The 12,228-nt window shown below is 73.9% G+C and carries 12 protein-coding genes; 11 read left to right on the plus strand and 1 reads right to left on the minus strand.

All coding sequences use genetic code 11. From position 1 onward, the window contains the following. The first annotated feature begins 182 nt into the window (after nt 1–182). The 7 genes from pdxH to SM577_RS10800 all read left to right on the plus strand — a co-directional run bounded on the left by pdxH (nt 183) and on the right by SM577_RS10800 (nt 6,318). Nucleotides 183–821 (plus strand): pyridoxamine 5'-phosphate oxidase, encoded by a 639-nt coding sequence (gene pdxH / locus SM577_RS10770; protein ID WP_474586873.1) that lies wholly within the window; start codon nt 183–185, stop codon nt 819–821. Next, nucleotides 818–2,122 carry an MFS transporter gene (locus SM577_RS10775; protein WP_302918509.1) on the plus strand — a complete coding sequence of 435 codons (1,305 nt, stop codon included), beginning with the start codon at nt 818–820 and terminating at the stop codon, nt 2,120–2,122. The genes pdxH and SM577_RS10775 overlap by 4 nt, the downstream gene beginning before the upstream one ends. An 18-nt stretch (nt 2,123–2,140) precedes the next feature. Next, nucleotides 2,141–3,070, plus strand: a complete 930-nt coding sequence (locus SM577_RS10780; protein WP_302918508.1) for an aldose 1-epimerase family protein — start codon at nt 2,141–2,143, stop codon at nt 3,068–3,070. 12 nt (nt 3,071–3,082) lie between these two features. Further along, the gene (locus SM577_RS10785) at nt 3,083–3,685 is read left to right on the plus strand and encodes a nitroreductase family protein (protein WP_302918507.1); all 603 of its coding nucleotides are present in this window, start codon (nt 3,083–3,085) and stop codon (nt 3,683–3,685) included. 189 nt (nt 3,686–3,874) lie between these two features. Further along, nucleotides 3,875–4,180 carry a type II toxin-antitoxin system VapB family antitoxin gene (locus tag SM577_RS10790; RefSeq protein ID WP_076470742.1) on the plus strand — a complete coding sequence of 102 codons (306 nt, stop codon included), beginning with the start codon at nt 3,875–3,877 and terminating at the stop codon, nt 4,178–4,180. A 31-nt stretch (nt 4,181–4,211) separates the two neighbouring features. Then, nucleotides 4,212–5,381 (plus strand): acyl-CoA dehydrogenase family protein, encoded by a 1,170-nt coding sequence (locus SM577_RS10795; protein ID WP_474582255.1) that lies wholly within the window; start codon nt 4,212–4,214, stop codon nt 5,379–5,381. A 172-nt stretch (nt 5,382–5,553) separates the two neighbouring features. Further along, the gene (locus tag SM577_RS10800; RefSeq protein ID WP_474586813.1) at nt 5,554–6,318 is read left to right on the plus strand and encodes a DUF4230 domain-containing protein; all 765 of its coding nucleotides are present in this window, start codon (nt 5,554–5,556) and stop codon (nt 6,316–6,318) included. Between the two features lie 111 nt (nt 6,319–6,429). Here SM577_RS10800 and SM577_RS10805 read toward each other — a convergent pair whose 3' ends face one another. Next, complete coding sequence (locus SM577_RS10805; protein ID WP_302918504.1) at nt 6,430–6,639, minus strand: PspC domain-containing protein; 210 nt, start codon at nt 6,637–6,639, stop codon at nt 6,430–6,432. A 524-nt stretch (nt 6,640–7,163) separates the two neighbouring features. Between SM577_RS10805 and SM577_RS10810 the strand changes: the two genes are divergently transcribed. From SM577_RS10810 to SM577_RS10825, 4 genes are read left to right on the plus strand one after another with little or no spacing between them, the layout of a single operon-like run. Further along, nucleotides 7,164–8,570, plus strand: coding sequence for an L-serine ammonia-lyase (locus tag SM577_RS10810; protein WP_302918503.1), 1,407 nt, complete (start codon nt 7,164–7,166; stop codon nt 8,568–8,570). 59 nt (nt 8,571–8,629) lie between these two features. Continuing rightward, nucleotides 8,630–9,457, plus strand: a complete 828-nt coding sequence (locus tag SM577_RS10815) for an ABC transporter permease (RefSeq protein WP_302918502.1) — start codon at nt 8,630–8,632, stop codon at nt 9,455–9,457. Then, entirely contained in the window at nt 9,458–10,204 is a 747-nt protein-coding gene (locus tag SM577_RS10820; protein ID WP_474586814.1) for an ABC transporter ATP-binding protein, read from the plus strand. Nucleotides 10,205–10,245: 41 nt separating this feature from the next. Then, complete coding sequence (locus SM577_RS10825; RefSeq protein ID WP_474586874.1) at nt 10,246–12,216, plus strand: DUF5941 domain-containing protein; 1,971 nt, start codon at nt 10,246–10,248, stop codon at nt 12,214–12,216. Nucleotides 12,217–12,228: the final 12 nt, after the last annotated feature.

The raw sequence follows: 12,228 nt of genomic DNA on the forward strand, positions 1-12,228 counted from the left end.
GCCTGCTGGGTAACCGGATCCGCGACCCGCGGCGGTTGTGCCGCACGCGACATCCCCCGCCGTATCCGGCCCGGACGGACGAGGAAGACAATGTGACGTGGGTTGGCCTGCGCCGGGTGGCGTCGGCAGGCGCCACGGGGAGGGGAGAGAACGTGACGGGCGACACAGTGCCCCCGGCCGCGATGCGTAACGAGTACGACGGGGACCTGGGCCTTTCCGAGGCCGAGCTGGCCGACGACTGGCACACCCAGTTCGACAGCTGGTTCGCCGACGCGGTGGCCGCCGGGCTGCCGGAGCCGAACGCGATGGTGGTCGGCACCGCTGACGCCGCCGGCCGGCCAAGCGCCCGCACGGTGCTGCTCAAGGGGTACGACCCGGCGGGCTTCGTCTTCTTCACCAACTACGGCTCCCGCAAGGGCGTCGAGCTGACCGGCAACCCGTACGCCAGCCTGGTCTTCCCCTGGTTCGCCATGCACCGGCAGGTGGTGGTCGCCGGCCGGGTGGAGCGGATCGACCGGGCCGAGACCGAGGCGTACTTCGCCAGCCGGCCGCGCGGCTCCCAACTGGGCGCCTGGGCCAGCGAGCAGTCCCGGGTGATCCCGGACCGGGACGCGCTGGACGCCGGCTACCGGGCGGCGGCGGAGCGCTTCGCCGACGTCGACCCGATCCCGGCCCCGCCGCACTGGGGCGGGCTGCGGGTGCGGCCCGACTCGGTGGAGTTCTGGCAGGGGCGGGCCAGCCGGCTGCACGACCGGCTGCGCTTCCGGCGTACCGACGACACCGACAGCGGCGCCTGGACCGTCGAGCGGCTGGCGCCGTGACCCAGGTCAGGCAGCCGCGGCCGGGTCGGCTGCGGCGCTTCGCCATCGACCTGCGCCCGCTGGCCGTGCCGGCGTACCGGCGGATCTGGCTCGGCAACGGCATCGCCATGTTCGGCATGCAGTTCACCGCCGTGGCCGTGCCGGTGGAGATGTACGAGCTGACCCGCGACTCGCTCTGGGTCGGGTTGATCGGCATCGCGGCGTTCGTACCGCTGCTGGTCTTCGGGCTCTGGGGCGGCGCGGTGGCCGACGCCCGCGACCGGCGCAGCGTGCTGCTGGTCACCTCGGTGCTGCTCTGGGTCTCGACGCTCGGCCTGCTGCTGCAGGCGTTGCTGCGGGTGGGCAGCCCGGTGCTGCTGCTCGCGCTGATCGCCGTGCAGTCGATCGCGTTCGCGATCAGCTCGCCCACCCGCAACGCGATCCTGCCCCGGTTGGTGCCGCTGGAGTTGGTGCCGGCGGCCAGCACGCTGAACTTCACCACCTTCACCGCGACAGCGGTGTTCGGCCCGCTGGCCGCCGGCCTGATCTTCGCCACCTGGCAGGACCCCGGGGTGGGGCTGCCGATCGCGTACGGCGTCGACGCCCTGCTCTTCACCGTCTCGCTCTGGGCCACCCTGCGGCTGCCCGCGCTGCCGCCCGAGCCGGACCCGGACGGCGACGGCACCCCGCGCAAGGCCGGCCTGGCCAGCATCGTGGACGGGCTGCGCTACCTCTCCACCACGCCGGTGCTGCTGCTCTCGTTCGCCATCGACCTGATCGCCATGGTGCTGGCCATGCCCCGGGCGCTCTTCCCGGAGATCGCCGACGAGCGGTTCGGCGGCGGGGCGGCGGTCGGTTGGCTGTACAGCTCGATCGCGATCGGGGCGATGATCGGCGGGCTCACCTCCGGCTGGATCGGCCGGCTGCACCGGCAGGGGCTGGCGCTGGTGGCGGCGGTGATCGCCTGGGGCCTGGCGGTGGCGGCGGCCGGGCTGGCCGGTCAGCTCTGGCTGATGGTGGTGCTGCTCGCGGTGGCCGGCGCGGCCGACCTGGTCAGCGCGGTGCTGCGGCAGTCGATGCTGCTGGTCTACGCGCCGGACCGGATGCGCGGCCGGCTCCAGGGCGTCAACACGGTGGTCATCGCCGGCGGCCCGCGCCTGGGCGACCTGCGCGCCGGCGCGATGGCCGCCGGGCTCGGCGGCGGGGTCGCGTGGGTCAGCGGCGGGCTGCTCTCCGCCGCGCTGGCGGTGCTGCTCGCGGTGGCCTTCCCGGCCCTGCTGCGTTACCGGGCGGCGACCGCGTCGAGCGGGGACCGGGACTGAGCGGTTAGGGTCCCCCGCATGGACAGCCCCGACCAGCGCCCGCTCTCGGGCGCGCAGTGGACCATCGCCGCCGCCGGCCACGAGGCCGTCATCGTAGAGGTGGGCGGCGGGGTGCGGGCGTACCGGCACGACGGCGTCGACTACCTCGACGGGTACGCCGAGGACGAGCTCTGCCCGGGCTGCGCCGGCCAGGTGCTGGCCCCCTGGCCGAACCGGATCCGGGACGGGCGGTACGCCTTCGGCGACCGGTCGTTGCAGCTGACGCTGACCGAGCCGGAGCGGGGGGTGGCCATCCACGGGCTGGTCAACTGGGTGCCCTGGGAGTTGCTGGAGCAGGCCGCCGACGCGGTGACGCTCGGCTACGACCTGCCGGCGCAGCCGGGCTACCCGTGGCCGCTGCGGCTGCGCAGCCGGTGGAGCGTCGGGCCGGACGGGCTGCGCGCCGAGCACGAGGTGACCAACACCGGCGGCGAGCCCGCGCCGTTCGGCTTCGCCGTGCACCCGTACCTGCGGCTGCCCGGGGTGGCGGTGGACGACCTGGCGATGCTGCTGCCGGCCCGCAACCGGCTGCTGCTGGACTCCCGGCTGCTGCCGATCGGGGCCACCCCGGTCGCCGGCACCGCGTACGACTGGACCAGCCGGCGCCGGATCGGCGCCGCCCGGCTCGACCTGACCTTCGGCGACGTGGTCCGCGACGACGACGGCGGCTCCGCGGTGAGCCTGGCCGCCCCGGACGGCTCGGCCGGGGTGCGCGTCTGGGCCGACCGGGAGTTCGGCTGGTGGCAGGTGTTCACCGGCGACACCCTCACCGGGGAACGGCACCGCCGGTCGGTGGCGGTCGAACCGATGACCTGCCCGCCGGACGCGTTCCGCTCCGGCCGCGACGTGATCACCCTGGCGCCGGGCCAGACCTGGCGGGGCGCCTGGGGCGTCCGGCCGGGGGCCTGAGCGGGGGCGGCAATGGAATTCGCCGAGGTGGTCCGGCGGCGCCGGATGGTGCGCAACTACGACCCGGACCGCCCCGTCCCGCCCGACGTGGTCGACCGCCTGCTCGACCACGCGGTCCGCGCGCCGTCCGCCGGTTTCGCCCAGGGCTGGGGCTTCCTGGTGCTGGAGACGCCGGCGGACCGGGACCGGTTCTGGGCGGCGACCACCCCGGCCGGCGGCGGCCGGGAGCGCTGGCTGGCCGGGATGCGCCGGGCGCCGCTGATCGTCGTCCCGCACGCGAACCGCGACGCCTACCTGGACCGGTACGCCGAGCCGGACAAGGGCTGGACGGACCGCTCGCCGGAGCGCTGGCCGGTGCCCTACTGGTACGTCGACGCCGGCTTCGCCGCGCTGCTGATGCTGCTGACCGCCGTGGACGAGGGGCTGGGGGCGTGCTTCTTCGGCATCCCGCCGCACCGGCTCGACGCCTACCGGGAGGCGTTCGGGGTGCCCGCGGCGTACCAGCCCGTCGGCGCCATCACCATCGGTTACCGGGCGCTCGACCATCGGTCACCGTCGCTGCGTCGAGGGCGCCGTCCGGTCGACGAAGTGGTCCGGCGCGGCCGGTGGAGCTGACCGGTTGCGGAGGATTCGCCGGGTTGAGGAACGGACCAGCGGTAGCGAAACTGACATCAGGGAGCAGAACGCGGTGTGGTACGGCCGGCTAGGCTGGCACGGTCATCGGTACCGCAGGTCGCGGTGCCACGCCGCGACCCGGCACGGTGCCGCGGGTCGGCCCGGCCACGGGGAGGGGAGCGTGCCGTCGTGATCTTCAGAGCGGTTCGGGACGGGCGTCCCTACCCGGAGCACAACCTGACGCTCAAGCAGTGGGCGGAGATCCCGCCGCGGCCGCTGCGCCTGGACCAGTTGATCACCACCAAGCGCGAACTGGCGCTGGACAAGCTGCTCGCCGAGGACTCCACCTTCTACGGCGACCTCTTCCCGCACGTGGTGCAGTGGAACGGCGGGCTCTACCTGGAGGACGGGCTGCACCGCGCGCTGCGCGCCGCGCTGCAGCAGCGCAACCAGATCCACGCCCGGGTGCTGGTGCTCTCCGAGCCGGTGGAGTGAGTTCGCCTGAGCCTTCGTTAAGGTGGCTGCCATGAGCCCTACCGCCCCGCTCGACCTGCTCGACCTGGACTCGTCGCTCAGCGAGGAGGAGCGGCAGATCCGCGCGGTCGTGCGCCAGCTGGTGGACGACCGGGTCCGCCCGCACGTCGCCGGCTGGTACGAGGAGGGCCGGGTGCCCGCCCGGGAGCTGGCCCGCGAGTTCGGCAAGCTCGGCCTGCTCGGCATGCACCTGGACGGCTACGGCTGCGCCGGCGCGTCCGCGGTCGCGTACGGGCTGGCCTGCCTGGAGCTGGAGGCCGGCGACTCGGGCCTGCGCTCGCTGGTCTCGGTGCAGGGCTCGCTGGCCATGTACGCCATCTGGCGCTACGGCAGCGAGGAACAGAAACAGCGCTGGCTGCCGTCGATGGCCACCGGCGAGGCGATCGGCTGCTTCGGGCTGACCGAGCCCGACCACGGCTCCGACCCGGCGTCGATGGCCACCCGGGCCCGCCGTGACGGCGACGACTGGGTGCTCACCGGCGGCAAGATGTGGATCACCAACGCGCCGATCGCCGACGTGGCGGTGATCTGGGCCCGCACCGAGGACGGTGTGCGCGGGTTCGCCGTGCCGATGGACACCCCCGGCGTCACCGCGCGGGAGATCACCCGCAAGATGTCGCTGCGCGCCTCGGTCACCGGGGAGATCACGCTGGACGACGTCCGGCTCCCGGACGCCGCGCGGCTGCCCGAGGCGGTCGGCCTCAAGGCACCGCTGAGCTGCCTCACCGAGGCCCGGTTCGGCATCGTCTGGGGTGCGCTCGGCGCGGCCCGCGACTGCCTGGAGACCGCCCTGGCGTACGCCGCCACCCGCACCCAGTTCGGCCGGCCGCTGGCCGGCTTCCAGCTCACCCAGGCCAAGCTCGCCGACATGGCGGTCGAGCTGCACAAGGGCTACCTGCTGGCGCTGCACCTGGGTCGGCTCGCCGACGCCGGCCGGCTGCGCCCGGCGCAGGTGAGCGTGGGCAAGCTGAACAACGTGCGGGAGGCGCTGGCGATCGCCCGGCAGTGCCGCACCATCCTCGGCGCGAACGGCGTCTCCGGTGAGTACCCGGTGATGCGGCACGCCAACAACCTGGAGAGCGTGCTCACCTACGAGGGCACCTCGGAGATCCACCAGCTGGTGATCGGGCAGCAGCTCACCGGCATCTCGGCCTTCGCCTGACCGGCGGCGGCGCTCCGGCGCTCCGGCGGCCCCGCCGACGACCGGGCGGGCGGCCCCCGCGCAGCGGCGCTGAGCTGGGCAGACGGGCGGCTTGGCCGCTCGCCGCGCGCGTGTCGTACCGGGGACGTACCGTCATCTGAGGACGACATGTCTGACGAGGACGGTGAGGGCGATGGCGCGCGACGCTGGCATCAACGAGCCCACCAGGGAGTTCCCGGGCTATCCCACCGGCGACGACCTGCGCGACCGGTCGGGCGGCCCAACCGGGCCCGCCGACGGCGTGCCGCCGTCACCCGGTGGCCCGGCCCGCGGCCTGCTCTGGGTGCTCGGCGCGGCGGCGCTCGCCGTGGTGGTGCTCCTCGGCGTGCAGGCGACCGGCATCCTGCCGGAGTTCCGCAACCCGTTCGCCAAGCAGCAGACCGACCGCAGCCAGCCGCCGCTGCTCAAGTCGATCCAGGATCTCAGCCGCTACGTGGCCGCCGAGGGCAACTTCCAGGTCGTCGTCGACCTGGAGAACGACCGGCGCAACGTGCCGGACTGGCTGATCAACCAGCGGACGCTCTTCGTCGGGGCGGGCAGCGTCGAGGCGTACGTCGACTTCACCAAGATCTCCGAGGGCGCGGTGGTCGAGTCGGCCGACGGCAAGTCGGTGGAGATCAAGCTGCCGGCGCCGCAGCTCGGCAAGACCAACCTGGACCTGGAGAAGAGCTACGTCTTCGCCGAGCAGCGCGGCCTGCTCAACCGGATCGGTGACCTGGTCGGCGGCGATCCCAACCGCCAGCAGCAGGTCTACCAGCTCGCCGAGGAACGGATCACCGCCGCCGCCCGGGACAGCGGCCTGGCCCAGCGGGCCGAGGAGAACACCCGCAAGATGCTCGAGGGCCTCCTGCGCTCCCTCGGCTACGAGAAGGTCACCGTCACCTACACCGCCCCCTGACCCCGCCCCGACGGGTCGTACGTACAGAGAAAGAGTGGCCTCCAGCGCTGGAACGGCCACTCTTTCCCTGTTCGTGCTGGCGGCGCGCTGCGCGCTCGGCGCCGGGAGAGGTCAGTGACGGGCGGTGGCGAGGTAGCGGTCCTCGTTCGGCATCAGGATCCAGAGCACCAGGTAGACGATCACCTGGGTGCCGGGCAGCAGCAGCGACAGCAGGAACAGCAGCCGGACGAAGTTGGCGGACGTGCCGAACCGCTGGGCCAGGCCGGCGCAGACACCGGCGAGCATGCGCCCCTGGCGGGGCCGGACCAGTTTGCGACTCATCGTCGTACTCCCACTCTGCGGCGGATCCGCCGCGTCTGTCATCAACGGTAGGAACGGGTGGCGATCCCGCCCTCGGCCTGCGGGAGGATCGGACACCCGGTCACCCGTAGGTGGTTACCCGGCGGGGTCCGATCGACGCACCCGCCCGTCGCGCACCGCCGCAGCGGCGACAGCCGTCGCGGACCGCCGCCGGACCGGACGCCGCGCCGCACTCGGCCACCCGCGCCGCCGCGCGCTGCTCGGCCACCCGCGCCGCCGCACGCACTCGGCCACCCGCGCCGCACTCGGCCACCCGCGGCGCACTCGGCGACCCGTGCCGCCGCGTGGTGCTCGGCCACCCGGGTCGCTTGTCGCGGGCCGGGGCGCGGCGGCCGGCGACACGCCGGGCAGGGGGTGACCTGGGCAGGTAGGCTGGACGGTCGGGCGTCCACACCCGGATGCCGGACCGCCGCCCGATTCGGGGCGGCCGGCACCGGGCCGGGCCACCACCCCGCGCGAGGCGGACGACGGCGAGGAAGAGCAGCATGATCAGCGTTTTCGACCTGTTCAGCGTGGGCATCGGGCCGTCCAGCTCGCACACGGTGGGGCCGATGCGGGCCGCCCGCACCTTCGTCGCCGGGCTCAAGGCCGACGGGCTGCTCGCCGACACGGCCCGGATCCAGGCGGAGCTGTTCGGCTCGCTGGGCGCCACCGGGCACGGCCACGGCAGCGACCGTGCGGTGCTGCTCGGGCTGGCCGGCGAGGCGCCGGAGACGGTCGACACCGACTCCGTGGAGCCGCGGGTCGCCCGGATCCGGGCGGAACGCCGGATCGGCCTGCTCGACGCGCACGAGATCGACTTCGACCCGGACCGGGACCTGGTGCTGCACCGCCGCCGGTCGCTGCCGTACCACCCGAACGGGATGACCTTCGCCGCCTACGACTCCGCCGGGGAGCCGCTCCGGACGCGGACCTACTACTCGGTGGGCGGCGGGTTCGTCGTCGACGAGGCGGCGGCCGGGGCGGACCGCATCAAGCCCGACACCACCGCCGTGCGGTACCCCTTCTCCACCGGCGGGGAGTTGCTCGCGGTGACCCGGGAGACCGGGCTGTCGATCAGCGAGGTGATGCTCGCCAACGAGCTGTCCTGGCGCAGCGAGCGCGAGGTGCGGGCCGGCCTGCTGGAGATCTGGCGGGTGATGCGGGAGTGCGTCACCCGCGGCTGCGAGCGGGACGGCGTACTGCCCGGGGGGTTGAAGGTCCGGCGGCGGGCGGCCGAGCTGTACCGCGGCCTGATGGCGGACGCGGACCCGGTGCGGTCGGCGGCGGGCGCGGCGGGCCGGGGAGCGGCCGACCCGCTGCGCGCGATGGACTGGGTGACCCTGTTCGCCCTCGCGGTCAACGAGGAGAACGCGGCCGGCGGCCGGGTGGTCACCGCCCCGACCAACGGCGCGGCCGGCATCATCCCGGCGGTGCTGCACTACTACGACCGCTTCTCCCCGGGCGCCTCCGAGGACGGGGTGGTGCGCTTCCTGCTCGCCGCCGGCGCGATCGGCGTGTTGTTCAAGGAGAACGCCTCCATCTCGGGGGCCGAGGTCGGCTGCCAGGGCGAGGTCGGGTCGGCCTGCTCGATGGCCGCCGCCGGGCTGGCCGAGGCGCTCGGCGGCACCCCGGAGCAGGTGGAGAACGCCGCCGAGATCGGCATGGAGCACAACCTCGGGCTCACCTGCGACCCGGTCGGTGGCCTGGTGCAGATCCCGTGCATCGAGCGGAACGCGGTGGCTAGCATCAAGGCGATCACGGCCGCCCGGCTGGCGCTGCGCGGCGACGGGGTGCACGCCGTCTCGCTGGACAAGGTCATCAAGACCATGCGGGAGACCGGCGCGGACATGAAGGTGAAGTACAAGGAGACGGCACGCGGCGGCCTGGCCGTCAACGTGATCGAGTGCTGAGCGGGCGTTCGTTCACCGACTGCTAACCTGTCGTCCGTTCACTGAGGCGGGAGGCGGCGGTGACCTCGGGCGTCGGCGCGTTGTGGTCGCACCGCAATTCGCTGCGCATCCTGGTCAGACGCGACCTCGCGGTGAAGTACCAGCAGTCCGTGCTCGGCTACCTGTGGTCGCTCATCGAGCCGCTCGGCATGGGCGCGATCTACTGGTTCGTCTTCGGCGTGCTCTACTCCCGGGACACCACCCGGCATCTGGGCGAGGCGGCCGACTCGTACCCGCTCTTCCTGATCACCGGGATCTTCGCCTGGATGTGGACCAGCTCCGCGCTGAGCGAGGCGACCAACGCGCTGACCGGCCAGTCGCGGTTGATCACCACGATGAACGTGCCGCGTCAGGTCTTCCCGATCGGCCGGGTCACCGGTCGGTTCGCCGAGTACGCCGCCGGCCTGCCGATCCTGGCCACGGTGGCGGTGGTGTACGCGGCGCACGGCAAGGTCACCCTCGGCTGGTCGCTGCTCGCCCTGCCGCTGGCGGTGGTCGTGCAGGCTGTGCTGCTGGTCGGGCTGGCGCTGCTGCTGTCGGCGTTCAACGTGCTGATGCGCGACGTCGAGCGGTTCATGCGGCTGATCATCCGGGTGCTCTTCTACGCCACGCCGATCATCTATCCGCTGAGCCTGGTGCGCGACTCCGACCTGCCGGGCTGGCTCAAGCTCGGCTACGAGCTGAACCCGCTGGTCGGCATCTTCCAGCTGCACCACGCGATCTGGTACCCGGCCGAGTTCCCGGACGCCCGGCTGCTCGCCACCACGGTCGGCGGCAGCCTGCTGGTGCTGGTCGTCGGCTGGTGGTCGTTCCGCCGGCTGGAGCCCGCCGTGCTCAAGGAACTGTGAATGGCCGACCCGATCATCGAGGCCGAGGGCCTCGGCATCCGGTTCGTCCGCAACCGCCGGCGGCAGTTGCGGCTGCGCGAGCTGTTCATCCACCGCGGCGCCCGGGGCGCGGGGAGCGGGCAGTTCTGGCCGCTGCGCGACGTGTCCTTCGCGATCTCCGTCGGCGAGACGGTCGGTGTGATCGGCCGCAACGGAACCGGCAAGAGCACGCTGCTGCGGCTGATCGCCGGCGTGCTGATCCCGGACGAGGGCCGGATCCGGGTCCGCGGCGACGTCGCGCCGCTGCTGGAGCTCTCCGCCGGGTTCTCCAACGACCTGACCGGGCGGGAGAACCTGTACCTGGTGGGCGGGCTGCACGGGCTGTCGTCGAGCTACCTGAAACGGCACTTCGACGACATCGTCTCGTTCGCCGGTGAGCAGGTGGAGCGGGCCATCGACACCTCGGTCCGGCACTACTCGTCCGGGATGAAGGTCCGGCTCGGCTTCGCGATCATCTCCCACCTGCCGCACCCGATCCTGCTGATGGACGAGGTGACAGCGGTCGGTGACGCGGAGTTCCGGAAGAAGTGTTATGCGACGATCGACCGTCTGCTCGGGGAGGGGCGCACTCTGGTGCTGGTGTCACACAACGAAAAGGACCTGACCCGGTTCTGCCGTCGGGGGCTCTTCCTCGACGGCGGCCGGCTGAGCGTCGACGGGACCATCGCCGAGGCGCTGGACGCGTACCACAGCGCGGTCCCGCGGTGACCCTCGCGATCGTACTCGCCGCCGGAGCGCCGGCCGCGAGCCTGCCCACCACCACGCCGGCTGCGGGCCTGCCGGCGGCGACGACCGGCGGGAGGCTCGCCGACCGGCTGGCCGCGCAGTTGCGCCGGGCCGGGGCGGCCGAGGTGCGGTTCGCCGCCGACCTCGACGAGCTGGCCGCGCTCGCCGACGCCGCCACCGGGCCGGTGCTCGTCACCGGCGCCGACCTGGTCGCGCACACCGCCGTGCTGCGGCACCTGGCCACCAGCCCGGTCGGGCCGACCGTGGCGCTGGTGCTCACCGACCCGCCGGACGCCGGGTGGGTCGCGGTGCGCGAGGAGCGCGGTCAGGTGGTCGACGCCGGGCCGCCGGAGGGGCTGGCCGGCGCGGCCACCGGGATCTTCGGCGGCGCGCTGCGGGTCGGCGCCGACGACCTGCCGGTGCTCGCCGCCGCGGCCCGCGCGGTCGCCGCCGGCACCGCCCCGGCGGTCGCCGGGCCCGCCGTGGACCGGCTCTTCGCCGGCCTCGCCGGGCTGGGCACCCTGACCTTCGCCCACCGGGTACGCCTGCTCGTCGCGCACCGGGTCACCGACGCCGCCGGGCTGGCCGCCGCGGAGGCGGCCGTGGCCGCCGTCGACGAGGACCGGGCCGAGCTGAAGCTCTCGGTCAAGGAGCGGGACGACTTCTTCACCACCTTCTTCGTCAGCACCTGGTCGCCGTACGTGACGAAGGCGGCGGCCCGGGTCGGGCTCGGCCCGACCGCGGTCACGATGATCTCGGTGGCCTTCGCGGTGGCCGCCGCGGTGCTGTTCGGGGTCGGCGGCCGGCCGGCGCTGGTCGCCGGGGCGGTGCTGCTCTACCTCGGTTTCGTCCTCGACTGCGTGGACGGCCAGCTGGCCCGCTACACCCGGCACTTCAGCGCCTGGGGCGGCTGGCTGGACACCATGGCCGACCGGGCCAAGGAGTACCTGGTCTACGCCGGCCTCGGCTACGGCGCGACCCAGGCCGGGTTCCGGTACGGCTGGGCGCTGGCGATCGCCGCGATGACGTTGCAGACCGTGCGGCACATGACCGACACCTGGTACGGCGTGCTGCACGACGAGGCGGCCCGCCGTCCCCGCCCGGCGGCGGGGGCCACCGGCGGCATCGGCGGGAAGCTCAACGCCGCCTCCACCCGGGTGCAGGCGGACACCGGTTCGGTGTCGTACTGGCTGAAGCGGACGGTGGTGTTCCCGATCGGCGAGCGGTGGGCGCTGATCGCGGTGACCGTGGCGCTGTTCGGCCCGCTGGTCAGCCTGGTCGCCGTCCTGACCTGGGGGGTGCTGGCGTTCGCGTACACCGGGGCGCTGCGCACCCTGCGCGCCCGCTGGATGTGGGTGCCGGTGCTGGACACGGTCGACGCCACCCTGCACCGCGACGACGGCCCGCTGGCCCGCCGGCTGCCGGCGCTGCGTCCGATGGGGCCGCTCACCCTGGCGGTGGTCGCGGCGCTCGGGTCGGCGGCGCTGCTGGTGGCGGCGCTGCTCGCGGCCGACGGCGGCGACCCGGACGGGCTGCGCTGGGTGGTGCCGGTCGCGCTGCTGGTGCTGCTGGTCGGCGGCCTCGGCGCCGGCGCGGCGCACAACGGGCCGCTGGACTGGCTGGTGCCGGCCGCGCTGCGGGCCGCCGAGTACCTGTTCGCCATCGCGGTCGGGGTGATCGGCGGGGTGCCGGCGTGGCTGGTCTTCGGTTACGTCTTCGTGCTCACCCTGCACCACTACGACCTCACCGCCCGGCTGGAGAAGCGGCAGGCCGCGCCGCCGCTGCACCCGGCCACGCTGGGCTGGGAGGGGCGTTCGGCGCTGCTGGCCCTCGCGGCGATCGTCGGAATTGCGGGTATCGGGATGGCTACACTCGGTACGTACCTTCTCGTGGTTTTTGTGGGGAGCGTGGTCCTCGCCTGGGTCGTCCTGCCCGCCCGCGCCGCGCGGGCGACGGCGGGCCTGGTCGGTGCGGGAGGGCGCTCGCCGGGCTGACGGAGGGGCCGG

Source organism: Micromonospora desertarenae, assembly GCF_056150265.1.